We start from the raw sequence: 23663 nt of genomic DNA on the forward strand, positions 1-23663 counted from the left end.
GGCGCGGTCTCTTGCTCATCGTTTCTCCTGTTCGGCAGCCATTCTGGCCGCAATCAGGCAGAAACTCCACTGATCCCGCTGTCTAAATTTCCCGAGCCAGCTCTACGTTTGCCGCTGGTGGAATGACATCCATCTGCGCATTTGGTGTGGCCGGGACCGATGCATTCGGGGGATTGTCGCTCTGGAGTCAGTCACTGAGAACGAATTTCTGACCACCCTTGGGGAACGGTGGCCAATGACCCTACGCCAGATCAGACTCGAAGCACTGTATGACGAACTCTACGGGGTCGTTTGTCCGGATGCCATCCTGGCTGACGATCCGAGCCATACTCGCTACCAGTCCCGGCAGACGACGGTGCGCCCACGTCGTGCCCGTATTGCCCCAAAGCGATCAGCCGCCACAAGTATTCCAGATCGGTTCGTCGAACCGATGCCGCTACTGATGGCGTGATGCATAAATGCGAGGGAAACATTTCAGATGAAAACCACCCCATTTTCGTAATGACGTTCTCGAAAGTCTGCACCGCGTGTGACTGAGCTACCGAGTAAGTTCGCCTCAATTGTATAACGCAGCGACACCATGGATATTGAGCACTTCCAGTTGGGTCTTCGCAGCAGAATGTTCTCGTCAAAAAGGAACCCCGTCTGGAAAATCCTGCTGTTTGCCTTCATATGAGGCCGCTTATCATTGAAAGGGCATCCTTTGTTCGAGAAGAAAGACAGCTACACCCCTACGGAAGCGACGCGGGCCTATGATCAACTGGACCGGCTTGTAGCCGAGAAAACCGTGAGCCCGCGACAAGCTAGTGCTCATCGCAGGCACATCGCTGGCCGTATTCGGGTCACGCTGAAGCCTTCCTATACAGCACGAGCCGCACAACGAGCTAAGACTGAGATCGTGAAGCTCACGGAAGCCGGGACAATCACCATGAAGTCCGCAGCAGCCTATCGGGCGCATATTACGAAGCGCACCCAAGCGGCTTGATCTCCTGGCGGCAGGGCGGTTTCTCAGCCGCCCTTACCTCCAACCCTTGACGGTCCCCTGGACCTCTGGCAGCCTTTTAGAAAATCATCTTTCATCAAAGTCTTACGCCATCCATGATCAAATCCGAACTGGTCCAGAGGCTCTGTGAACAGAATCCACATATGTATCAGCGTGATGTCGAGAAGGTCGTGAATGCGATCCTCGACACCATTGCTGATGCCCTTGCACAGGGTGGCAGGGCCGAGATTCGCGGCTTTGGTTCGTTTGCGGTAAAGAAGCGGGACGCTCGGACGGGACGCAATCCGCGTACCGGAGAAGCGGTCTCCATTTCTGAAAAGGTTGTTCCTGTCTTCAAGACTGGCAAGGAAATGCGTCAACGTCTAAACGCGACTTCGCCGAAGCATCCGAGAAAGAAGGTAGAACCGGCTGCGACCAACATCAACGGCTTCGTAGACGCTTAATCTCCTCAAACGCCCCTTCGGCCTCTTTGAACCGGCGCTCAGCCTCCACGCGGTGCCGCTCGGGCTTCCTATCTGGATGAAGTGCTTTTCGATAAGCTGTTCGAGCGGCCCCCACAATGAAGTCGGGGCAACCCTCATGTAGCCCGACCCTCGCGTAGAGCCGTTGGGCCGGTGTGTCAGGACGATTTAGGTTCGCAATGTGCGAGCGAAGGATCTTCCGTTCGGAAACTAGAAAGCTGATCAGGGCAATCGCGTTATCACGCTCCTGTTTCATCTGATCGAGGGCTGCGAGTACGACCTGGACTGCGTCGGCGTCGGTCTGGTGCTCTTCGACCCGGAATTTGCTGTAATCTGCCGTCTTGGCGGACCAGCCGGTGATGGCCTGATCCCCTTCGCGAACAGCGCCGCGATATCGTCAATGCTGGAGTTGTCGCTACGCTGCTGCTGCTGATGCTCTCGTGCCTGCTCCTGGCGTTGCCGCTCCTCCCGTTCGTAGCGTTGGCGACGAACTCGATCCCAGCGCTCCTGGTAGGGAGATGTCCCATCATGCGGCATTGGAGAACTCCCGCTCCAGTTCATTCAACTGCTCGTCGATGTCCTCAAAAAATCGGGGACCGATCATGATGTCAAACGCGCCCGTCAGCCGAAGGACAGCGCATCCACGAAGCTCGTTGTCGATGGTCTCAAGCGCCGGGATACCAAGCGACTGGAGTTTGTTCCGGACTGCTGCGACTGTGGCCGGATCGGGCCGCTGGTTCAGAACGGGATGGACATCGGCCAGCACGAACTGACCGTTCGAGAGCCGGTGGAGTTCAGCGATAGCTTCTGGTGAGTGCCGCCAGTAGACATAGGCGTGCCGACCGGTCGCGACGAATGGGGCCTTGCTGCCCAAACAATTTTGAAAGCGCCGCCCAAGCGATACCATCGCCTCGCCTGTGGTCAGAACCGCCAAATCGGGATCATCAGCCAGGATGTCGGGAGCAGCCATGGGCCGGTCCATTTTCTTGAGCCAGCGGGCAAAGAAGGTCTCAAGTCGTGTTTTCGGATCGATCTGCTCAATGGACTGCCGAAGGGCTGCGTCTGTGGCGGTTGTAACTGTACTCCGGATCAGCGCCAAGACCGTGTTCACGTCATCCACCTGAGCAAGGCTGATGCGGTTCAAGATGTTGCGGTGGATAAGAATTGGATCGAGATGCCGGGTAATCTCGATGTATGATGGGCCAATCTGTCCGGTGATTTGCAGCAGTGCGGATGCCCGCTGGCGATGCGCGGGGTTTGAGAACATATCAAAGATGTCGTGGTAGAAACGCTGCTGCGGAAGCGGGCTGTCGCCCAGGCCGCTGAGCATCCCAAGCAGTCCTGGTGGCACTTCGCCGAACACAGCCTGCACAATCTTCCGCGCTCGCAAGAGCGTAAGAGCCTGCGCGATCATTGTCTTTGGATGAGATGACAAAATACAGCGAGCAGGAGCGGCGACGCTCAACCGAGCAGCAAGAAGCTCACCCCCCTCTTGCTCCACCACTGTGAGAGCCGCAAAGATAGCCTGCCTCTTGAGGGGCGAGGCGCAGAGTACATACGAGACGAATCCGGGACGGTGGGCATCGAGATCGACCGCGATAGATAAGGCAGCCCCTCCAAAAGGGCGCAGCTTCAAGGCTTTGATCGCAGGCAGTGGTGTCAATGGCAGGCTCCGTGATTGCCTCGTATCTGTTGAGGGTCTCATGGATTTTTAGTCTGTCCACTATTTTCGGTGGGCTTGCTTGTCGAGTTTAAAGGATCCCTTTTCAGCCAAACTCTTATGCCCTTGCCCATGGTCAAGCTGACCGCTATCGTTCCCTGAATAATGAGGGTGGCTTCGGCTGACGCGGGATGAGGGCGAGCGCTGACTTTAGAGTCTTGAGAGTAATGGTATTCCTTCTGGAGGAGGGCTCCCTTCTAGCGTTCGTGGCACAAGAAATTCCGATGTGGCTGAGTGTACGGACCGCTCCCAGACAGGAGGCTATATGACCATTTCCACGGGTCCGAGGGGGCGGACTATTCGGGTGTTTCTAGCAGACGGAACCCCGACCGGTATCCTGACAGCCGAGATCATGGCCTCATGGACGGGTAAGGCAATCGTCGCGCCTCGATCACGGCTTGCGGACCTTCTCTCACGCCCAGAGGTCACAAGGACCAGCGTCTACGTTCTGTCAGGCCCTGATCCGAACGACCCGCTGCGGTCGAAGGTCTATATCGGCGAAGCCGATAGCGTGAAGGCACGCCTCGTGCAGCACAATGCGGACGAGGCCAAGGACTTCTTTAATCGTGTGCTGGTGGTCGTCTCAAAGGACGAGAACCTCACCAAAGGCCATGCACGCTTCCTGGAGAGTCGGCTGATCGCACTCACCCAGGCGGCTCGACGGGCAACTCTCGCCAACGGAACTGCTCCCGATTTCAACCTCCTACCCGAGGCCGATACGGCAGACATGGAGTTCTCCGTCGAACAGATCAGCCTCATTTTACCGATCTTGGGTTTCGACTTTGCGCAGCCGCAGGCAACGATTCCATCACCCGCAAGGCCCGAAAGCGGACCTACCGCGATTTTCGAGATGAAGGCCGTTGGGGTGACCGCAAGAGCCGTTGAGACGGAGAGCGGATTTCTCATTCTGAAAGGGTCCACTGCACGGGCAAACGGAACCCAATCCTGGGAAACCTACAAGGGCCTTCGAGATAGCCTGTTGGAACGAGGCCAACTCGTTCCAACAGCAGATCCAAATACGCTTTCCTTTGCGGAGGATGTTGCTTTCGCGAGCCTGAGCGCAGCCGCTGCGGTTGTGTACGCCGGGAACATTAATGGCAGGGCCGCGTGGAAAGTGGAAGGCACTGGGCAGCCCTATAAGGACTACCAAGAGGCTCAGATCAGACACGTGGCGGATGCATAGCCCCATCTTGCACTGAAATGGCGTACCCCGGCAGTTGGAGGGCTCGATGGTTAGAGAGAAACATCGCTGCAAGGGACAATAAGAGGAACAGTGGCATTGGAGAGCAACGACTTCTTGTTCACGTGGAAGCCAGACAAATGGCCGTATGACAAGCTGCGAGCACTGACGGATGCAGTGACGGCTGGCCAAGCGGTTGAGGAGCCTTGGCGTTGCCAAGCGCATCGTCAAATTGGTGTGGGCATGCGGGCCTATCTATTTAAACAGGGTGCTCTGCCAAGAGGAATTTTCGGGATCGCCGAGGTAGTTGGGCCTCCGGTGGAGCACGATGAGGCTGAGCCCGGTGAGGGCCGGTACATGGTGCCACTCCGTTTCGAGGTACTGTTTGATCCGACAAAACGCTTCCTTATGACCGAAGAGGAACTGCTGCGACTACCAGCGCCACGCCATCGCTGGCGTACCCAGGCCAGCGGTATTCGGCTCGAACCAGAGGTCGCTCGTGCGATAGATGCTAAGGCTGCCATGCAGGGACTGGGCCGGTTCAAAGGTCATGACAGCGGGGATTGGATAGCGTCGCCGCAAAAACGTGAGCGTCTCATCGAAGTCTATGACCGTGATCAGACGCTCGCAAAGGAACTGAAACGTCTGTATGGCGGCGAGTGCCAAATATGCGGCTCGGCCCCATTCAATGGTGTCTTCGGGGATGTTTCTGAGGCGCACCACATTCAATGGCTGAGTCGAGGCGGTCAAGATACCCTTGATAACGTCATATTACTCTGCCCGAATCACCACGCAGCAATGCACTCTGCCGGTCCTGAGTTTAACAGAGACACGCTTGAATTTCGGTTCGGATCGAAGGTTGTACCAGTTCGGCTTAACCATCATCTTAAACCGTCTTGCGGCTCATGATGCTTCGGTAGCATGCGAGCCCCTGTGGGCAATTGCCCAAAATTGGCGTGCAGAGAGTAATCCTGCCAGATTGGGCAGCGAGGAAGGCATTGCTCGACGAGAACGAGCATTTCCTGACACTGAAAAGGGTTGAGCCCAATCCATGACTGTCGGGGAGGTCCAGGTCCTTACTATTGGGGATAAGAGATGAAGAGTATCAATCTCCTAACAGCCATTGTGATTGGTTGCATAGCAACGCAGGCGCAAGCCGCCTGTTAAGTTGCCGATATAATGTTTGGAGACATCGAGCTTAGCATTGTTCCAAACGAAGATTACGAGACCGCGATTGTCCGGTCGGCGACATTCAAAGATCCGAAGAAGAACTTTGGTGCCCTTCTGGGAGAGATTACGGTAGATCGCGGAGGTTTCGCAGTTCGCGATCCCAACCAAGTCGTTGTCGGGACTATCTCCCCAAAACTCGAACTTGAGGGATGGGACGATGGCTGTGACAAACGGCAACCGGTTATGATCCGGCGTGTCCAGCCCAGTGCATATGTCATTATGAATGGCAGCACACCGGTCGGGACAATCAAGGGCCGCTTTCCCAGGAATGGCTTTGGGGCGCGATAGAACCCGAGCCGAACTCGTAGCTGAAAATGTCTGGACTAAAATGGGGGAGATCATGAAGAGACTCACAATCGCGCTTGCTACGCTCTATCTGGCAGCACCCGCTGCCGCAAAAGACATTATCCGATGCACGAGCAAGAACGCGCCGGAAGTCGTCATGAGCCTCGAAGCGCGGAAGATGCTGAATAAGACGGTAAGCTGCATTTCGGGAGAGTTCATCGCCGACATGACGCCATGCGCGACCAACGGAGGTTACGGTCTGTCACATCCGACCGGTTCGGCGAGCCTGCGTGAGATCGTCAGTCGGTGGCAGGATTATGGGGATCATCACGGCGGCGTCACCCATCACTTCGTGACTCCTGAAAAAATTCATTTTGACGGTGGGTGGATGTCGGATTCGTTCAAGACACAGTGGAGCTTCACGGCAGACCGTCTGACCGGCAGGGCCAAGCTCGTGATTGAGAAAGGCGAGGATCGGGAAGGCCAATACGAATATGTCTGCTCGCGGGTCAAGCAGAAGTTCTGAGATCATTTCCTGAGGACGCGGCTGTGTCGGACTTCTAGCGCATCTCCATACGGATAGGCTCAATACAAGGTATTGGCGCGCAATCTGCTCTACACGGGCGTCACCCGAGGCAGCGGCTCGTTGTGCTCGTCGGCCAGAAGAAGGCTGTAGCCATGGCTGTTCGGGGCGGGACCATGAAGCGCCGCTGGACTAAGCTGCGGGAATGGCTGGCGGCATCTTAATCCTGTCACACTCGATCTCCACATCGCTACCGTGAGCACCTGGAGATCGTTCATGCGCCAAAGATCGCGTGGCTGGATCATGCCCGAGGCCGACATGCTTTCCATGCTGAAGCTGATCGATGAAAAAACTCTGTCCCCAAAGATCGAAGTAGAGCACCGGGATGTCCTGATCAGGCTTCGAGAGATCTTCGAAAATGATTTGAACGCTGATCGTTTCGATGACTCGTCCAACGAGTGATCAAATGGTGAGGCACCAAACCAGCCGCGATAGCTCATCGTCACCGAAGGCTGGTTCGGCTCCATCCTCCTGGCCCACTGGCGAAATAGAACAGCAACCCTCCGATGATGGCGAGGCTTTGGAAGAGATCTACATTCTGCCGAGGCCGGAAGATTAATCCCGTCAGTGATTGGCCGTATGTCAGCCAGACCGTGGCGGCGGTAAAGCCGATTAACACCAGGGCGGTCCAGCGTGGCCACAAGCCAATGATCAGGGCCAAGGGGCCGAGAAACTCGGCTCCCACGAGGAGGCCAGCAACAACTGTTGGATAGGGCACACCCTTGGCCGCGAGTGAGGCCGCAAAAGCGGAAAAGGCCATCAGCTTGTTGAAGCCCGAGGGCAGAAAAAGTGCCGCAACGAACAAGCGGCCCAGAAACAGTGCCCCATCCTCGCTACGGTTCAGCATAAAGTTACTCCTGGCCCAACCTGGGCTGACAACAAGTCGGGGATAACCGCGCGTGAGCGGTCGGATCAGATGGAATACGAGGCACGTTAAGAACGGATCACAGGCGCGAAATAGGGGCTCCACGCGATATGTTGATGGGAAGTTGATCAGAGGACCGAAGATGGCGAAGCTCAACCGAGTTCTTGAAACCGCCCTTTATGTCACCGATCTCGACCGGGCTGCCGCCTTCTACAGCGATGTCCTTAGACTCCCCTGCATCCACGAAGATCACCGGATGCGGGCCTATGACGTGGGCGGGAACGGGGTTCTCCTCCTCTTTCCGCAAGGCGGGTCTCTTCAGCCCATCGAAACTCCCGGAGGATCGATCCCACCCCACGATGGCCACGGCCCCATGCATGTTGCCTTCTCGATCCCAGCAGACGAATTGGAAGAGTGGCAGCAGCACCTGATCAGCAAAGGCATCGCACTGGAAGGGCGCACACAATGGCCACGGGGCGGCGTCAGTATCTATTTCCGTGATCCGGACGGGCATCTGCTGGAGATTGCCACACCTGGACTATGGAAGGGGTACTAGGGGCAGCCTCTGGCTGTGCCCTGGCTATCTCTGTTGGTTCAAATGATTTTGTGCCCGCCACAAATCCTGCATCGTCCGAAGATCCATTTGGTCAATCATTGCGGCTCGACGCGCTTCAGTCGCTCTAATCTTCTCGGTGAGGTGTTCCAGGGAGCCTCGGCTTGATCCATAAAAGCCTATCCCGGCGAGTGTGGCGGCAATCGATATGACGAGAACTAGCGGATCAGGTCGGATCACACCCAAGAGAGCGGCTGCGAACAGCAGAATGCCTGCTCCAGTCGCCAGCCGAGCCAGGACCATGCTCTTTCGGCACTGCTCTGCCGCATCGGACAAGGTGTCGATCTCAGCTTCGAGTTCGGCAATCTGCTGGTGAGGGTCGATCATTCAAGCCTGCCCTGGTCACCGGGTCGGTTGCTCATTGGGACTGAAGGTGCATCTCATACTAGAATCGAATGCCTCTCAGCCAATCATGCGAGCCAAGAGGACCACAATCACGGCCCCTAGAGTTGCGGTGGCGATGCGGTTCGCAAGTGGGTTGCTGATCCCTAGATCAATGCGGAGGCGCTCCAACAGAAGGCCCCCAACCAGTGATCCGACTAGGCCAGTGAGGACGTAGCGGAGCAGACCAGAACCGCCGACAAGCCAGCTTGCCAGCCACCCCGCAGCCATACCGACCCCCACCTGGGCGGCGATGGCCCTCTTGTCCAGTCTAGAAAGCGCCTCATGATCGATGCTGATGCGGATCGGCGACCGGAATCCAGGCGGGTTTGGCGGCTTGCCCTTGCCCCGCGAACTGCGTGGCTTCTGCTTCGATGTCTTGGTCATGCCCCAGATATGGATGGTTGCTCGGGAACTATCCAGTTGAGCCAGCCTTCCGACGTTCTGACGCCCTCCACTCTGCCTGCCCGCCTCTAGAATTGTTTTTCGGAATGCCAGATCCGGCGACCGGTGACTGCCAGGAGGGCTGAGGAGAGTGCGGGATCGACGATGAGGCATCGCCAAGACCATCCGGATTAGTTGGCCCTTCATTGCTGCGGCACCGATTTCGACGAGGCAGTCTGGAGATGACTAGGTCGGAAGCCATCCTCCCGAGTTCGGAGTATCGCAATGCCTCAGATCGACTTTTTCTACTTTTTCGGAAGCTGCTACGCGTACCTCTCGGTCATGCGGATCGAAAAGTTGGCCGAAGAGGCTGGTGTTGAAGTTCGCTGGAGACCTTTCAGCGTCCGGGATCTTATGACGGAGAAAGGATACTTTCTCCGAACTCAGCCGACCAAGATGGACTATATCTTCCGCGACGTTGAACGACGCGCCCGATTGCATGGTATCCCGTTCGAGAAGCCACCGATCTGGCCGACTGATCCAGACCAGTTGGCAAACCGGGCGGGGATCGCGGCTTTCATCCAGGGCTGGGGCCGCGAGTACACCAAAACAAGTTTTCGAGCATGGTTTGACGGAATGCCGCTCGGAGCCGAGGAGAGCCTGAATGAGATTCTTACCTCCCTTGGCAAAGAGCCCCAATCGATCATTGATCTGGCAAACTCGCCCGAGATCCGGGAGCGGTACAATCAAGAAACCGATGCTGCACGTCAGCTTGGGATCTTTGGATCACCGACATTTGCTGTAGGTCAGGAGATCTTCTGGGGCGATGACCGGTTAGAAGAGGCTCTGGCTTGGGCCAAGGGACAGCACCCTGCCCTGCTGCGCTGATCGATCCTCTTGGTCAACCCTTCTCACCTTCGTCTCCAGAGCCTCCTCTACGTTCCGGTCAGCCTCTTGATGTCTCTCATTCTCGATAAAATCAATTTGGTCGACCATCTCGTGATCTGATGACCGGAGTCTATCAAGAGGCTGACCGGGGATAAACCCCACGGCGCAAGTTGGCTATGAGACGGGCATCCTGCCAATCGAGCAATAATTGGACTACTATTCGAAGCCTGCGGGATGAGTGGCCTTATGGCTCGCTGCCTTTGACTGAGCAGCTTCTTCGTTTCATTATCTATGACAGGCAACGCATTCGCGTTCCCTGTGCTGATCGCCTTCCCGCTTGTCCTCACTCGCCTTGCTCGTTCGCACTCACTCTCAGGCGTCAGCGGCTCCATTTCCTAAAATCAATTTTTAGAATCAGTATTCCGCGCTGGGCGCGCCCGCCCTCACCTAGATTTTGCTTACACACTTTTATCCCCCTGTCCCTCCCAAGGCTGATAGATCACCGGTCCAATGGTGATCGTCCTTTGAGAGAGACAGGGAGAGAAATGTTGATGAATGAGTGTTTGCGATGAATGCCATCACCTGAGTTTCACCCACAGTGGTTTAGCGACGTACCAGTCTTAAACTGGAGCAAGTGGCTGCCCGAACCTTGCTTGTGTTCGCCCTTCCCGAAGGCCAAAGCCTTCCAGCGGTTCAACCCCCGAAAGGGTTAGCGTCTGCACCAAGCCAAACCAACTCGACAAGGTACAGATGGATCGTTGTCAATTTGGCCGTGGCCGTCAGACAGGGCGATCCTCTTGTGAACGATTACGCCACCGTAGTGGGAACGACCGTTCGACGTTCTTGCTTTCCTGCCTCGTTCCACCCTCGCACAAGAGAGCGTTCACGACATTTGGCCGGGTCAGCCTTCAGGTCTCTCGACACCCTGGAATTATGTCATTATGTTACATTTATTTATCATAGGCGGCAACAAATTTTGTCGTTAGTCTCGCCTGGGGATCAACGTGGATTCCGGCTTGAACTCCTCCGTCGCGCTGGTTTCGAGGAGGCCAGAGCCGCGTTGGGACATAGAGATCTGCTTCTTCTTGTGGTTCTGTCGATCAGGTTGGTCAGCCACATGTTGAGCCTGCGCCTGAGTTCGATCCGGTTTTTTGGAACGAAACCTCTTTCGCTCCGCTCGTCTTACAGGATGAGCGGGAGGCTTTTGGTCAGCGTGCTCATCGGCTTTTGGTATCGTTGCTTTGGCGATGCCGTACCATTTCTTCAACTCGTCATTGCTCGGACGACGCATACCGTTCCTCTAATCGAAAATGTATTTTCGGCCTCGGGTAAGGCCAATAGGATCAATGTTATCTGGGATCGCATTCAGAGCACTGGGTGCGAATAAACTCGTGCCGCTCAATGGCCTGTCATGCGCGTCCCTAAAGCAACCCGTACCCTGTAGCATCGTCATGACGAGGAAGTTCTTGGAGTGACGAAGATGGCGGGGACCTGGAGCGACGGAAGATCTCCCCACTCTCCACACAAGCAGACCCTGCTCCAGGCTATCGCCCAGGCGAGCGCCAGCAGTCCCAGAGTGTACTGCTGGCGTCGTGATTAAGATGTGTGTTTTCAAGCAGCCTTGGCTACGGTCCAGTTAACTGGACGTTCGATGCGACATTCTCGGAGGAACGCCTCGAACTCCCAGTGGCGGTTTTGAGCCATCGTTCGGAGCCGTTCTTCCGCCGCCGCGCTCTCTCCCTGCGTCGTACCGGCACGCCACAGCATGCTTTCCTTTCTAGCCCGATCCTTGGTCCTCTCATCGAGGGGCTCAGGATTCTTCGGTACCGCACCGGCAATCCGAGCCATCAAAAGCGCGTTTTGTGCCATCACGCCAGCCAACTGCTGCTTGAGGCTTTCCACTTCTGCTTCGAGTTTGCTGACCTTGGTTTCACGCTTCGGCGCGTCTCCACTGTCGTGTGCAGCCGGGTCCATGGACTTCCGGTATTTCTTGATAAGCGCCACGGCTCCATCAACGCCGAACTCCTTTCGGCCCAAAGGCTGCCCCTCGGCCTCGGCCCAGGACCGCGCCTGTTCATAGTCAAGCCAGTTCAACGCCAAGAAGACCAAGTTAGCACACCATTGTTTGCCGATATCGAGGTGGGCCTTGGCCCATTTCAGATAGCCATTCGGACGAAGCGTTTTAGCTTCGATCAGCGCCTCGCCTACGGCTTTGTAGTTCCGGAGGGATGCCTCCGATCCGTTCCACGCAAGCGTGAAGTTGTTCTTGGCCTCCTTCGCGAGAATCTCCAGTCTCTTGTCAGCATCCGTTTCGTTGGAAAAGGGCATTATCGTCACCAAATTGAAAGGAAAAAATACTTAGATCAAAACGAAGCTCGCAGGCTCTCGAAAATTAGGGAGCCTCGCGCCGTCAACGGGAAGGATGCTATGTCGGACATTGCGATGATGTCAACATGCTTTTGCATACTGGAATAAAACAACTTGCAAGGTTGCAATAAAAATCGTTGACATGATGCAAGCTCCCCTGCATAGTCCGTGGCCATGATCGACACACTCACAAAGAGAGAAACTGCGCATGGCCTCGCCAGCTTGTTCGCTGTTCTGACAGTGATCCAGCACAACGACATTACTGCCACGAGCGCTCAGGCGGTTATCCTTGCTGCTGCGGGAACGGTGGATACCGACAATCCACGACCGGCGTCTCCAAGCGACGTAGCCAAGTCTCTTGGCATGAGCCTGTCTGCCGTCACACGGTTGATGGCCAAGCTTGCAGATCCGGATGGCGCTGCTCTGTTCGAACCTGTTCCTGCACCGATTGGAGGAAGGTCAGAAGGGTATGTCTTAACGAAGAAGGGACGAGATTTCATCGCGGCTCTTCTGAGCGCTCTCAACGGGCGTCCAGTTGACTGGCCACAGACCCATAGTGTGACCACCTTCTCGCAAACCAAGGACAGCGACGGAGTGGTAAAGCTCCGCAGAGTCCGAGAAGACCCGGAAGCAAACACGGTTGTCGTAACTCCTGCTGAAGCCGCACTTTCGGATGAGGTTGGGGAGTGGGCGAACGAGTTTCTTTCTGAGAAGCCGATCATCAATGTTACTAAAGAAGGAGCCGTGTTGAAGTTCTCGACAGCGTCTGACGCTATGTACTTCGTACTTCGTTGGTGCTGAATGTTGCAGAAATGATTTCTTGCAATTCCGAAGCTGGGCTAATCCAAAGTTCTGGGTTGCACGTACAACGACAGTTTTATCTTTAATTTTTTCACACTGATGTGCAAATCGGCTTGCAAGGCCGCACATCAGGAATTGCCACTGGGATCATAGAAATCATGGAGCGTTGTCCCAGTACGCTCCGAATTTTTCTAACGTGACAACGACCAATTCTGGCAATTGGAGCCAGACAACGCGGGCGCAGAACTTCTCGACCGCAAATACCTATACCACGATTGAGACTGGCTCCGTGAGCCACGAACAGGCTAATCTCAACGACCCGATTCATATCGATGAAGTTCTCGACCGATTCACTCTCGCCCTTGCCCGCCAGATGGCGCGAGACGATCATGAGGAGGCCGTGACGGAGCAGACCTCGAAGAAGGACCAACGGCTATGAAGCGGGGAGTTCTCTACGGGAGATATTCCACTGACCTTCAGAACGAGGAGTCTGTAGATGATCAATTTCGCCTCTGTCGAAAGTTCGTTAGCGGCAAGGGGATCGAGATTGTTGGCACCTATGAGGATCGGGGTATTTCCGGGGCCACGATAGCGGCTCGCCTCGGTGTCCAAAAACTAATGAAGGCGGCTGAGCGGAAGGAGTTCGAGTATTTGATCGTCGAGTCCCTGAGCCGCCTGTCCCGCGCGATGCGCGACATGAACTTTATCGCCGACCGGCTGAAATTCTACGGCATTGAGATTTGGGCCGTGAATAGTGGAGGCCGGGTGGATACTATCCAAGTCGGCGTCCAAGGTCTTGTCGCCCAGATGCAGCGAGAAGAGACCGCCAAGATGGTGAAGCGCGGCATGGAGCCGAAAGCTGCTATTGGTAAGAGCATGGGCGGACGGGCCTTTGGGTACCATGTACCGGAACTTGCAGAAGATGTCTTCCATACGGGGAAGCTGGAGGTCTATGAGCCTGAGGCGAAGACCATCCGTCGTATCTTCGACGAGTTCATCAGCGGAAAGACACCCCGTCAGATTGCGTATGGGTTGAACGAGGATAAAATCCCGCCGCCGCGTGGCGCGCAGTGGAACGCCTCCACCATCAACGGTAACGGTCAGCGAGGGTGCGGCATCCTCCGGAATGAAAAATACATCGGACGGCTGGTTTGGAATAAGAACCGGATGGTACTTGACGATCGGATGGGCAAGCGCATCTCGCGCGTTAACGGCCAAGATGAGCGGGTAGTTGGTGAGGGAACTGTTCCAGCAATCGTCTCTGTGCAGGTTTTTGAGAAGGCTCAAACCATTATTGAGGGCAAAGCTCGCGTGCAGGCGATGAATGGTTTTACGCGGGCTCCCAAGCGACTACTATCCGGAAAGCTTCAGTGTGGGGTCTGCGGAGGCGGTATGTCGAGCCTCGGAAAGGACCGGAGCGGGCGGACACGCATTCGCTGCACAAATCACGCCGAGTCCGGAACCTGTCCAGACCCGAAGACCCACTATCTTGACACTATTGAGCAAGAGGTACTGGCGCTTCTCCAAGTGGCCTTGCAGAGACCGGAGCGCGTCCGGAAGTTCGTGGACGAATACCAGAAGGAGCGTCGGCGGCTTATGGGAGAGTCCATCAGCGAGCGCTCCAAGGTCGAGCGGCGGCTCGGTGAGCTTCACCGCAGGATTGATCACGCTACCGGAATGATGCTCGATGGCCACGGCGATCAGCGGGTTTTAGACAAGAAGATCAAGGAGGCGGCGGCTGAAAGAGATCAGCTAGAAGCTAGGCTTGAAGCTCTGGAGGAACAGGCCCCGGATCTAAAGATCGAGCCCCACCCAACTTTGATTAAGCGACATCTCGACATCTTGGGGAGGCTCCAGCCGATATTGGAGCAAGGGGCTCATGCCGACGATCCCGACCTGATGATTATCCGCGAATTGGTCGAGCACGTCATCGTCAAACCGGACAAGACGCTCAAGATCGTCGGGCGTCTCGATGCTCTGACTGGCGCTTTTCAGGGATTAGGCGCGGCTCCCACCGAAGGTGTGTGGGGAGCGATGGTAGCGGAGGAGGGATTTGAACCCCCGACACAAGGATTATGATTCCTCTGCTCTGACCAACTGAGCTACTCCGCCCCAGGAGCGGGGCAAACCCCGCGTCAGGCCAAGGCGATATAGGGAAGGTTGGCAGGCGGTGTCAAGGAAGACACGCGGTCAAGCTGATGATTTTGGCGGATTAGCCCTTGGGCTTCATCCGCCAGAGCTGAAAGCCTTCCGTAGTGATCGATTGCTCGATTACCTGACGGGAGAACTTGTGAGGCGGCGTCTCACGGGAGCCGAGGGTTCCCGTCAGCCCCCAAGGGCCGTACTTGGCCGGGAGCTTGCTTCCCGATTCGTCCCCGGCAAAAGCGTGAAGACCATCCTTGGCCTGCGAGACAAACATGAATACGCGCATGGGGCTGACCTTCTTCAAGAGGTGTCCGGGCTTCTGCCTAGAAATAGGGCTCAGGCGCGAGAAGTCACCTCGACGCGCTGAGGCGCAAGACCGAACCTGTCAGCGAGATGCCACTGCAGCTCGCGCGGCGAATGGTACATGTAGGTCCTGTCGAGAAGATGGCTGATATCCTGGCTGAGCCCGGCATCGTCCGCCCAGACTCGATCAAGGGTGAAGCCTGCCGTCCAGGTATCTTCGCTGACAGGCTTGGGAATGAAGTGAAACTGCATATTCGTGTATTCTTCTTGAGGTACGGGAAGGCACTTGAAGCCTTCCGCCGGGGCAAACAGCGTCTTGGGACGCTCTGCTCGATGAGGCAGTCTGGAGGTGTCCGGTCGACTGCGTTCCGGAGGGGCGGTTCTTTCAACCTTGAAAGCAAATCTTCATGACAAAGCCGTGTATTTCGGCTCGCTCATTGTGGTCACAGCGGAAATATCATCCCTGTGGTCGTTGCCAGGTTGAGTGGACCATCACCCTTGTGTTGATCGTAAAATTGGATCGTCCCTTCGGTCGTCTCGGCACGATTGCCGCATGGGTGCACGTAAGAGCGCGTAGAAATACGCACCCATCAGAGCTTTCGAATTTGGGAAGAAGTCTGAACGTGGGCTTGCTAGGCAAGCGGAAGGGCCCAGGGGTATCCGGCCAAAGGTCGAATACACCACATAGATTTGATTATGCAAAAATTCAAGGGCTCGGCGGAATTGCTTCCGCCCAGCCGACGCAATGGCACCTGCCCAGCGTCAGGACCGCTTCCTAATTCGCATAAGTTTGAAGAAGCCTGCGGGGAAGAGCGGTTTCAGCTCCACGACGTCCATGAAGCCTGTCGTCCTGGCCCAATCTTCGACCCGGGAGGCCTTGAAGGCCGAGCTCCAACCGATCGCCTTGGCCACGGGAGAAGCCAGCTCCTCCAAAGTGGCGACCGGCCCTGACGGCTGGCCGAAATGATTGGCGAGAACGATTTCGCCCCCAGGCTTCAGCACGCGGGCGAATTCGGTAAGGGCCTTTTCCGGCTCCGGCACGAGGGTGATGATGAACTGCGCCGTGACCGCATCGAACATCTCGTCCGGAAACCCGAGCTGGGTCACGTCCATCACCTGCAGGCTCTTCACATGGGTCAGGCCGCGCTTATCGACCTTGGTCTGCGCCCGACGCAGCATGTCCTCGGACAGATCGACCCCATAGACCTCGGCCTGGCTGGGGTAATAGCCCAGCGAAAGCCCCGTCCCGACTCCCGCCTCCAGAACGCGCGGGCCACAGGCCACGGCCGCGTTCACGGCGGCGCGGGCTGCAGGTTCAGTCAGCTTGTCGTAGACGACATCATAGATCGGAGCCCAGCGCGCATATGCCTTGCGCATCAGGGCCGTGGTCGGTCCGTCCGTCATAGAGGTTCCCTAGCTAGGTGGAAGCCTTAGGCCGCGACAGGCGCGGCCTCGGCTGAAGTGCGAGCGATGGTGCCCCCGCCAAGCACGCGTGCCCTGGGAGCGTCGCTCTCATAAATGACACAAGCTTGGCCGGGAGACACCCCATCTTCAGCCGACAACAGCTCGACCGTAGCGCCGGTTCCGGAGGACCGCAGAATCGCTGGGCGGGGCTCCCGGGTGGAGCGCACCCGAACGGCGACTTCTGCGCCCCCCTCCCCTAGGCTGGCCAACGGCGCGTCCCCGAGCCAGTTCACGTCCGTGATTCGGATCATCCGGGTTGCGAGGGCCTCCCGCGGGCCGACGATGACGCGCGCCTCCTTGGCGTCGAGCCGAACCACGTAAAGCGGCTCCCCGACCGACAGGCCCAAGCCCTTCCGCTGCCCGACCGTGTAGTGGATGATCCCTTCGTGCCGACCAAGAACCCGTCCATCCAAGTGGACGATCTCGCCACCATGGACGGCGCCTGGCTTCAAGCGCTCGATGACGTCGCTGTAGCGCCCCTGGGTCACGAAGCAGATGTCCTGGCTGTCGGCTTTTTCAGCCACCGTCAGGCCGAATTCCCGCGCCAGGGCCCGGGTCTGGTCCTTCGGCAGCTCCCCGAGGGGAAAACGCAGGAGGCTGAGCTGCTCCGGCGTGGTGGCATAGAGGAAGTAGCTCTGGTCCCGATCCGGATCAGCCGCCCGATAGAGCCCGCGACGGCCATCGGGCAGGCCGCGGCTGGCCACGTAGTGACCCGTGGCCAGGACATCGGCTCCAAGGTCCCTGGCGGTTTCCAGCAGGTCCCGGAACTTGATCGAGCGGTTGCACTCGACGCACGGAATCGGGGTTTCGCCTGCGAGGTAGCTCTGCGTGAAGCGATCGATCACCGCCTCACGGAACCGCGCCTCGTAATCGAGCACGTAATGGGGAATGCCGATGGCTTCCGCCACGCGGCGGGCATCGTAAATATCCTGGCCGGCGCAACAGGCTCCCTTGCGATGCACGGCGGCGCCATGATCGTAGAGCTGGAGCGTAATGCCGAGCACGTCATAGCCCTCTCGCTTGAGAAGGGCGGCCACGACGGAAGAATCGACGCCGCCCGACATCGCGACGACAACGCGAGTCTGGGACGGCTCTTGGGGAAGGCCGAGTGAGTTGAGCATCATTCCATCCTGAGGCGTCGTTCAAGGCGGCGCACGGGAGGTTCAAAGCCCTTCTATAGCGATTACGGTTTCAATGTTCCAGGCAAGACCGCGAGAAATAAGAGGGCCTTAACCATTATGGCCAAAACTAGGCACGCCTCCGGTTACCCTCTGTGGCGTTTAGGAAAACATTAAGTTGCGTGACGTAGCTTGAGGTTAACTGAGGTCGTTGAATTTTTGTGTGAGCGTATCATGACCGAACCCCACCGCCCAAGGGTCAAGTATGTCATTGGGCCTGACGGCAGTCCGCTAACGATTGCCGATTTACCTCCATCGTCCACGCGCCGATGGGTCATCCGCCGAAAAGCGGAGGTTGTCGCCGCTGTTCGCGGCGGGCTTTTGAGCCTCGAGGAAGCCTGCCAGCGCTATACGCTGACCACGGAGGAGTTCCTGAGCTGGCAGCTATCCATCGACCAGCACGGCTTGGCCGGCCTGCGCACCACGCGCATCCAGCAATACCGCCAATAATCGCGGTAGAAGTTCGCCACAAGGCGCTGCCCGAAGGGCGGCGCTTTTTCTTATGGGGCGTCATCTCGCGCGCTGTTAAGTTATTCCTAACCATAAACGGCAAATATCCCCTCGGATCCCCTTCAACCAGACAGGTCCCGAGCCTTTGCCCTTTGCCGCTTCCACGTCGCACCAGCAGAACTCGGCTCCGTCGAGCGTTTCGTTCCAGGCCGATGCCGATCTCAGGCGTATCCAGGTCGGCCAGACCCTCGCCGATGTCGAGCGGCACCTGATCATCGACACGCTGGCCTACTGCCTCGGCAACCGGACCCACGCGGCGAAGATCCTGGGGATCTCGATCAGGACCCTGCGCAACAAGCTGAACGAATACATGGATGCCGGCATCCCGGTGCCGGAACCCGGGCAGAAGCACTCCGTCGCCTGATCCTGCGCGTGACCGGGACGTCTAGCGTTTTCTCAGCCAGAGGCTCGTCTCGTGGGCGCCCGGTGAGAGCGGCAGTTCGGCCAAAATGCCCCCAGCATGAATTTCACGCGTCGAGGCCACGAAATGGCTCGCGAAAAGAAGCTCATACCCGCCGCCCTGCAGGAGCGTTCCGACCGGGATCTGTTCATTATAGGCACGCCACGCCCACGGGTCCGGATAGCGATCCGGCAGGGTGATGTCGTGAATGTGGACCAGGGTTCCGCCCGCAAGGCGCGGTAGGACGTCCAGGAACAACCGATCCACATCGGTGCCAGGCATGGCGATGTGGCTCGAGTCGATGAAGAGAACGTCCCCTGCCCCAAGGGATTCGAAGATCCTGGCCTCGGCGTCCTGCAGGAGCACGGGCCTGTGCTCCACTTTCAGCCGCTCCAGGGCCGCCCGAGGCGCAGGATCGATACAGGTGATCGTGGTGATGAGATCCCCGTCGTGGACGGCCTGGGCCAGGAACCGGGTCGAGTGACCCGATCCGATCTCCACGATCCGCTGAGGCTTCCCCCGCCGCACGATGGCGTAGGCAGCGGCCGCATCGAGGCGCGGGAACCAGTCCTGATCGAAACGCGCCGGCCCTTGCCCATCCCGGATGCGCCGCAGGTCGTCCGCATAGGTCTCGATCGCGGCGAGAACCCGCCCGAAGGCCGGACGGGAAGCCTCGAACAGAGGCCGCAGCGCCGGATAGTCGAGCGGGCGCACCCCTTGGGCATAGCGGTAGGGGATGAAGAAACCGAGGAGTCTGACGCCGAGAAGGGTCGAGAGACCAAAGCGCAGCCGCCGCCAGAAGGCCGTCATGGGAGGATCAGATGAGCGGTGCAGGGGGAACCGGACCATCGCCGGGCGCGCCCCTGCTTCGCCAAGCCTGCGCCAGGCGGGCGCGCTCGAACAGCAGAACTACCACCAGCGAGATGGCGAATGGGATCAACAGGTAGAACAGGCGAAACACGATCAGCGCTGCCAGAACGTCCGCTTTTGGAATGTCGGGCATTGCCGTGAGAAACACGAGCTCGAACACCCCAAGCCCCCCTGGAGCATGGCTGACCAGGGCCGCCGAAAATGACGCCAGGAAGACGGCCAGTACCACGAGGAAGCTCGGCTCGAGCTGGGCCGGGAGTACAAAATAGATGATGCCGGCCGCGCCCAGGAGTTCAAGGGGGGCCGCCACGAGCTGCCGCCCCATGATGGCGGGCCTTGGATATTCGAGCTTGGCCTTGCGGATGTGGATGGGCGGAAGATGCAGGATCGATCCCACCACGTACAACGCCACGAAGCCGAGGAGGATGAAGCCGACGCCGCGCGCGGTTGCCGGGTTGGTCAAAGCGCTGGGCAGCAGCTCTTCCAGCCGGTGAAGCAAGGTTGGATCAAGGGTCAAAACGACCCCGCCGAGCAGGATGGTGCCGAGCCCGAACGTAAACGAGCACAGGGCCACCAGCACGGCGATCTGAGACGCGCTCAGCCCTTTCGACGTATAGGCCCGGTAGCGGACTAGGGCGCCCGAGAAGACCGAGGCCCCGATATTGTGGGACAGGGCATAGGTCGTGAACGACGTGATGGAGACGAAAAACCATGAAATATGGCGCACGCCGAGATGCAGGAGAGCAATTCGGTCGTACCAAGCCAGGGCCGCATAGGCGACGAGGGTCGACAGCCCCGCGAAGGCGTAACGTTCCTTCGGAACGGCCGTTAGGCTGTCCCAGACGTCATCAAGGGACAGGCCGCGAAGCTCACGGTAGAGAAGCCAACCCGAAACGACAACGGCCAACAATCCGATGAAAGGCCAAATGAACTCACGCGCATTTTTCATTGAGGCGGCCAGACTCCTACTCCATTCCCTCTGTGCCTTAATGTCAGGTTGTGCCGCAAGGGGATATTGCGTTCCGGCCAGACAGCGTAGAAGCTTGGTTTATATGGAAGGTTGCCGCAGGCTCGTGTCCCGACATCTCCCGGTTGCCCCTCCGCTTCGCTCATGAGAGCGTTCGTCCCATCGCCAGTCCAAGGCCAGCCACAGATGACGAGGAAGTCTTCAGTCACGCTCAATCTCGACGGCTATACGGATCTGCCGCAGGGGAAGGTCGCGGCGATCGTCACGTATCTGGAAATGAGAGAACGGCCTCGCCTGCCGCGAACCCCGAAACCGGATGGCTGGGCGCTGGAGCGTCTGACGGGCGATCTCGATCGCTACCGCGATTTGTTTCGTCGCATCGGCGAACCGTGGCTCTGGTTCAGCCGCGCCGTCATGCCGGATGACGAACTGCGCGCCATTCTCGACGACCCCCGTGTCGAGGCTTATGCGCTCAATGACGGCAAGACCGATATTGGTCTCCTGGAGCTCGACTTCCGCAGCGGAAACGAAGCCGAACTCGCTTTTCTGGGCCTCGTACCGGGAACGATCGGACAAGGAGCGGGGCGGTTCCTCATGCGCGAGGGAATACGCCGTGCCTTCGCTAAGCCGGTCAGCCGATTTTTCGTCCATACCTGCTCGCTTGATCACCCGGCGGCGCTTGCGTTCTACTTGCGCTCGGGCTTCACCCCGTACAAACGCGCCATCGAGATTGCCGACGACCCCAGGCTCCTCGGCTTCCTTCCCGTCGAGGCTGCGCCTCACGTTCCGGTTCTCGCCGAGCCTTAAATGAAGAGGACGCGCCGGGTTTTCCGCGCGTCCTTGCAAGCTTCAGACAAGAAAGAACCGTTAAGCAGAGGCACGAAGAGCGCGGGGCTGTCCAACCTGGCTGATTGTCGCCTGTTCCAAGGTCCGCTCGGCGGAACGTTCGCGGTCTTCGAGACTTTCGGCTTTCTTCAATTCCTCGAAGGCCACTCCAAGCTCGGCCTTGGCGTCGTCGAGCTGGCCATAGAGGTTTTCGGCCGACTGCCGAAGGTTGTCCCGCCGCTGTGCCGCAGCGCGGGCATAAGTCGGATAGGCAAAATGGTTCGGATCCGTGATCCCGGCCTTCTGCTCTTCCATGGCGATCTCTCGATCAAGGTCAGCCGCCATGCGGTCGAACTCTGCGATCATCATCTCGATCTGCGCCACTCTCCGGCGTTTGTCATCGACCTGAAAGCGCTTGAGGCGGATGAGCGTGTCCCGCGACTTCATCTTGATTGAACTCCACACGTCGCTGTTTCATGTGCCCCGCAGATCGCTCAGTTATCCGCTAAGACGACAGCACCATCGCCGATGGAAGTTGAGCCTTCCTTACCAAGTACGAGAAAAATATCTGATAAAACAAACCGGTGGCTGATCCGCTCTGCCAAAGCGGTCTCGCACAGCAGCTTCGTCAACCTTTCGTTTACTGATTTCGTTAACACTGCTCTTGTCACGGTCGCGGGCCATGAAGGTTCAGGCCGAATGCGATTCAAACGCTTCGCAGACAAAGCTTTTCAGGGATGTAACGCGGTCCGAAATGGTAACATGTAATCCACAGGGCAGGCGCTTTGGACGACGGATTGTCGAGGTCGAGCCGTTAAGAGCTTGCATGTCAGAATCAGGGTTTGTTAACCATTCTGAACTAGCGTTACGAATCAGTTCAAAAGGGCATTCGTCACAGGCCCTGTGGCGAATGGGCAGCTGTCGGCTGCTCGGTGGCTCAAGGGCAAGGGCTGGGGAATAAACATGCGCGTACTTCTGATCGAAGACGACAGCGCAACTGCGCAGAGCATCGAATTGATGCTCAAATCCGAGAATTTCAACGTTTATGCGACGGATCTCGGCGAAGAGGGCGTCGACCTCGGCAAGCTCTATGACTACGACATCATTCTTCTCGATCTGAACCTTCCCGACATGTCGGGTTATGAGGTTCTGCGGACTCTCCGCGTCGCGAAGGTGAAGACGCCGATCCTGATCCTGTCCGGCATGGCCGGCACGGAGGACAAGGTGAAGGGTCTCGGCTTCGGCGCGGACGATTATCTCACCAAGCCCTTCCATAAGGATGAGCTCGTCGCCCGCATCCACGCGATCGTGCGCCGTTCGAAGGGACATGCGCAGTCGGTGATCACGACCGGCGACCTGATCGTCAATCTCGATACCAAGACGGTCGAGGTGAGCGGCGCGCGCGTCCATCTGACCGGCAAGGAATACCAGATGCTGGAACTTCTCTCCTTACGCAAGGGCACGACCCTTACGAAGGAGATGTTCCTCAACCATCTCTATGGCGGCATGGACGAGCCGGAGCTGAAGATCATCGACGTGTTCATCTGCAAGCTCCGCAAGAAACTCGCCAACGCGTCCCAGGGCAAGAACTACATCGAAACGGTTTGGGGCCGCGGCTACGTGCTGCGCGAGCCGAACGAATCGGACGAGCGGATCGCGGTCTGATCGCGGGTCCCACTGGTTGAAGAAAAGCCCGGCTTTCGCCGGGCTTTTTTGTTATTTGTGGCTGACTGAGCGTGACTGGAGCAGATGATGAAATCCGTCCTGGCGTCGTGGCAATTCTGGGCGCTCCTGTCGGCAGCCTTTGCGGCGCTGACGGCAATCTTCGCCAAGGTGGGGATTGAACAGATCAATTCGGATTTCGCCACCTTCGTCCGCACCGTCGTGATCGTGTTCGTGCTGGGCGGCATTCTGATCGGAACCGGGCAATGGCAGCCACTGAATTCCGTGTCTGCACGAACGTACGTGTTTCTCGCCCTGTCCGGTCTCGCAACCGGCGCATCATGGCTGTGCTACTTTCGCACGCTTAAATTGGGTGATGCAGCGCGCGTTGCGCCTGTCGACAAACTCAGCGTCGTACTGGTGGCAGTGTTTGGCGTACTCTTTTTGGGTGAGCGCCAGTCGGCAGCGAACTGGACGGGGGTCGCGCTGATCGCGGCGGGCGCTGTCCTCGTCGCTCTCAAAGCGTGAGTTCCTCCCGCGTCTTATGCATCAGACACGCATCACGCGACGTCACATGC

At 57.7% G+C, this 23663-nt stretch carries 27 protein-coding genes, 1 tRNA gene and 1 pseudogene; 16 read left to right on the forward strand and 13 right to left on the reverse strand.

Annotated elements, in window-relative coordinates:
- Positions 1 to 703: 703 nt before the first annotated feature.
- Positions 704 to 985: a hypothetical protein gene (locus DRB19_RS17920; protein ID WP_114187398.1), complete on the forward strand. Its 282-nt coding sequence runs from the start codon at positions 704 to 706 to the stop codon at positions 983 to 985.
- Between the two features lie 113 nt (positions 986 to 1098).
- Complete coding sequence (locus tag DRB19_RS17925; RefSeq protein WP_114187399.1) at positions 1099 to 1446, forward strand: integration host factor subunit beta; 348 nt, start codon at positions 1099 to 1101, stop codon at positions 1444 to 1446.
- A 544-nt stretch (positions 1447 to 1990) separates the two neighbouring features.
- Here the strand turns inward: DRB19_RS17925 and DRB19_RS17930 are convergent.
- Complete coding sequence (locus DRB19_RS17930) at positions 1991 to 2794, reverse strand: hypothetical protein (protein WP_147021876.1); 804 nt, start codon at positions 2792 to 2794, stop codon at positions 1991 to 1993.
- A 655-nt stretch (positions 2795 to 3449) separates the two neighbouring features.
- On the opposite strand from DRB19_RS17930, the gene DRB19_RS17935 reads away from it, so the two are divergent.
- The 4 genes from DRB19_RS17935 to DRB19_RS17955 all read left to right on the forward strand — a co-directional run bounded on the left by DRB19_RS17935 (position 3450) and on the right by DRB19_RS17955 (position 6864).
- Entirely contained in the window at positions 3450 to 4367 is a 918-nt protein-coding gene (locus DRB19_RS17935; protein WP_114187401.1) for a GIY-YIG nuclease family protein, read from the forward strand.
- 96 nt (positions 4368 to 4463) lie between these two features.
- Positions 4464 to 5273: an HNH endonuclease gene (locus DRB19_RS17940; RefSeq protein WP_114187402.1), complete on the forward strand. Its 810-nt coding sequence runs from the start codon at positions 4464 to 4466 to the stop codon at positions 5271 to 5273.
- A 763-nt stretch (positions 5274 to 6036) separates the two neighbouring features.
- Positions 6037 to 6405 (forward strand): hypothetical protein, encoded by a 369-nt coding sequence (locus tag DRB19_RS17950; RefSeq protein WP_147021878.1) that lies wholly within the window; start codon positions 6037 to 6039, stop codon positions 6403 to 6405.
- Between the two features lie 273 nt (positions 6406 to 6678).
- The gene (locus DRB19_RS17955; RefSeq protein WP_114187405.1) at positions 6679 to 6864 is read left to right on the forward strand and encodes a hypothetical protein; all 186 of its coding nucleotides are present in this window, start codon (positions 6679 to 6681) and stop codon (positions 6862 to 6864) included.
- Between the two features lie 40 nt (positions 6865 to 6904).
- Here the strand turns inward: DRB19_RS17955 and DRB19_RS17960 are convergent, their stop codons facing one another.
- Positions 6905 to 7309 (reverse strand): DoxX family protein, encoded by a 405-nt coding sequence (locus tag DRB19_RS17960; protein WP_114187406.1) that lies wholly within the window; start codon positions 7307 to 7309, stop codon positions 6905 to 6907.
- Between the two features lie 160 nt (positions 7310 to 7469).
- Here DRB19_RS17960 and DRB19_RS17965 point away from each other — a divergent pair, with 160 nt between their 5' ends.
- A complete protein-coding gene (locus tag DRB19_RS17965; RefSeq protein WP_114187407.1) occupies positions 7470 to 7883 on the forward strand; it encodes a VOC family protein in 414 nt (137 codons plus the stop codon).
- Between the two features lie 24 nt (positions 7884 to 7907).
- Here DRB19_RS17965 and DRB19_RS17970 read toward each other — a convergent pair whose 3' ends face one another.
- Both DRB19_RS17970 and DRB19_RS31205 read right to left on the reverse strand, forming a co-directional pair.
- A complete protein-coding gene (locus tag DRB19_RS17970) occupies positions 7908 to 8267 on the reverse strand; it encodes a hypothetical protein (protein WP_114187408.1) in 360 nt (119 codons plus the stop codon).
- Between the two features lie 75 nt (positions 8268 to 8342).
- Complete coding sequence (locus DRB19_RS31205) at positions 8343 to 8708, reverse strand: GlsB/YeaQ/YmgE family stress response membrane protein (protein ID WP_245439630.1); 366 nt, start codon at positions 8706 to 8708, stop codon at positions 8343 to 8345.
- Between the two features lie 282 nt (positions 8709 to 8990).
- On the opposite strand from DRB19_RS31205, the gene DRB19_RS17980 reads away from it, so the two are divergent.
- On the forward strand, positions 8991 to 9593 hold the full coding sequence (locus tag DRB19_RS17980; protein ID WP_114187409.1) for a 2-hydroxychromene-2-carboxylate isomerase: 603 nt from the start codon (positions 8991 to 8993) through the stop codon (positions 9591 to 9593).
- A 1611-nt stretch (positions 9594 to 11204) separates the two neighbouring features.
- Here DRB19_RS17980 and DRB19_RS17990 read toward each other — a convergent pair.
- Positions 11205 to 11921, reverse strand: coding sequence for a hypothetical protein (locus DRB19_RS17990; RefSeq protein ID WP_114187411.1), 717 nt, complete (start codon positions 11919 to 11921; stop codon positions 11205 to 11207).
- A 213-nt stretch (positions 11922 to 12134) separates the two neighbouring features.
- On the opposite strand from DRB19_RS17990, the gene DRB19_RS17995 reads away from it, so the two are divergent.
- The 3 genes from DRB19_RS17995 to DRB19_RS31910 all read left to right on the forward strand — a co-directional run bounded on the left by DRB19_RS17995 (position 12135) and on the right by DRB19_RS31910 (position 14840).
- Complete coding sequence (locus tag DRB19_RS17995) at positions 12135 to 12761, forward strand: MarR family winged helix-turn-helix transcriptional regulator (RefSeq protein ID WP_114187412.1); 627 nt, start codon at positions 12135 to 12137, stop codon at positions 12759 to 12761.
- A 196-nt stretch (positions 12762 to 12957) separates the two neighbouring features.
- Positions 12958 to 13200 (forward strand): hypothetical protein, encoded by a 243-nt coding sequence (locus DRB19_RS18000; RefSeq protein ID WP_114187413.1) that lies wholly within the window; start codon positions 12958 to 12960, stop codon positions 13198 to 13200.
- Entirely contained in the window at positions 13197 to 14840 is a 1644-nt protein-coding gene (locus DRB19_RS31910) for a recombinase family protein (protein WP_373867383.1), read from the forward strand. The genes DRB19_RS18000 and DRB19_RS31910 overlap by 4 nt, the downstream gene beginning before the upstream one ends.
- Here the strand turns inward: DRB19_RS31910 and DRB19_RS18015 are convergent.
- From DRB19_RS18015 to mnmA, 5 genes are all read right to left on the reverse strand, one after another.
- Positions 14797 to 14873, reverse strand: a tRNA-Met gene (locus tag DRB19_RS18015). The two genes, DRB19_RS31910 and DRB19_RS18015, sit on opposite strands and share 44 nt — an antisense overlap.
- A 100-nt stretch (positions 14874 to 14973) precedes the next feature.
- Complete coding sequence (locus DRB19_RS18020; protein ID WP_114187414.1) at positions 14974 to 15192, reverse strand: hypothetical protein; 219 nt, start codon at positions 15190 to 15192, stop codon at positions 14974 to 14976.
- A 50-nt stretch (positions 15193 to 15242) separates the two neighbouring features.
- Positions 15243 to 15461, reverse strand: coding sequence for an AsnC family transcriptional regulator (locus tag DRB19_RS18025; RefSeq protein ID WP_114187415.1), 219 nt, complete (start codon positions 15459 to 15461; stop codon positions 15243 to 15245).
- Between the two features lie 510 nt (positions 15462 to 15971).
- The gene (locus DRB19_RS18030; RefSeq protein ID WP_114187416.1) at positions 15972 to 16613 is read right to left on the reverse strand and encodes a class I SAM-dependent methyltransferase; all 642 of its coding nucleotides are present in this window, start codon (positions 16611 to 16613) and stop codon (positions 15972 to 15974) included.
- Between the two features lie 26 nt (positions 16614 to 16639).
- Positions 16640 to 17794, reverse strand: coding sequence for a tRNA 2-thiouridine(34) synthase MnmA (mnmA, locus tag DRB19_RS18035; RefSeq protein ID WP_114187417.1), 1155 nt, complete (start codon positions 17792 to 17794; stop codon positions 16640 to 16642).
- Positions 17795 to 18025: 231 nt separating this feature from the next.
- Here mnmA and sciP point away from each other — a divergent pair, with 231 nt between their 5' ends.
- Together sciP and DRB19_RS18045 are read left to right on the forward strand one after the other, a co-directional pair.
- Positions 18026 to 18301 carry a CtrA inhibitor SciP gene (gene sciP, locus DRB19_RS18040; RefSeq protein WP_114187418.1) on the forward strand — a complete coding sequence of 92 codons (276 nt, stop codon included), beginning with the start codon at positions 18026 to 18028 and terminating at the stop codon, positions 18299 to 18301.
- Positions 18302 to 18527: 226 nt separating this feature from the next.
- A pseudogene (locus DRB19_RS18045) lies at positions 18528 to 18725 on the forward strand (helix-turn-helix domain-containing protein); the annotation flags it as partial.
- A 21-nt stretch (positions 18726 to 18746) separates the two neighbouring features.
- On the opposite strand, the gene DRB19_RS18050 reads toward DRB19_RS18045, so the two are convergent.
- Positions 18747 to 19571 carry a class I SAM-dependent methyltransferase gene (locus DRB19_RS18050; protein WP_114187419.1) on the reverse strand — a complete coding sequence of 275 codons (825 nt, stop codon included), beginning with the start codon at positions 19569 to 19571 and terminating at the stop codon, positions 18747 to 18749.
- 7 nt (positions 19572 to 19578) lie between these two features.
- Complete coding sequence (locus DRB19_RS18055; protein WP_114187420.1) at positions 19579 to 20580, reverse strand: lysylphosphatidylglycerol synthase domain-containing protein; 1002 nt, start codon at positions 20578 to 20580, stop codon at positions 19579 to 19581.
- A 204-nt stretch (positions 20581 to 20784) separates the two neighbouring features.
- On the opposite strand from DRB19_RS18055, the gene DRB19_RS18060 reads away from it, so the two are divergent.
- Positions 20785 to 21405, forward strand: coding sequence for a GNAT family N-acetyltransferase (locus tag DRB19_RS18060; protein WP_114187421.1), 621 nt, complete (start codon positions 20785 to 20787; stop codon positions 21403 to 21405).
- A gap of 60 nt (positions 21406 to 21465) precedes the next feature.
- Here the strand turns inward: DRB19_RS18060 and DRB19_RS18065 are convergent, their stop codons facing one another.
- A complete protein-coding gene (locus DRB19_RS18065) occupies positions 21466 to 21870 on the reverse strand; it encodes a flagellar export protein FliJ (RefSeq protein ID WP_114187422.1) in 405 nt (134 codons plus the stop codon).
- Positions 21871 to 22386: 516 nt separating this feature from the next.
- Between DRB19_RS18065 and ctrA the strand changes: the two genes are divergently transcribed.
- Together ctrA and DRB19_RS18075 are read left to right on the forward strand one after the other, a co-directional pair.
- Positions 22387 to 23088, forward strand: a complete 702-nt coding sequence (ctrA, locus tag DRB19_RS18070) for a response regulator transcription factor CtrA (protein ID WP_114187467.1) — start codon at positions 22387 to 22389, stop codon at positions 23086 to 23088.
- 87 nt (positions 23089 to 23175) lie between these two features.
- A complete protein-coding gene (locus tag DRB19_RS18075) occupies positions 23176 to 23613 on the forward strand; it encodes an EamA family transporter (protein ID WP_114187423.1) in 438 nt (145 codons plus the stop codon).
- Positions 23614 to 23663 lie beyond the last annotated feature (50 nt).

Origin of the sequence: Microvirga aerophila (genome assembly GCF_003332305.1) — a bacterium.
Lineage (GTDB): Bacteria > Pseudomonadota > Alphaproteobacteria > Rhizobiales > Beijerinckiaceae > Microvirga > Microvirga aerophila.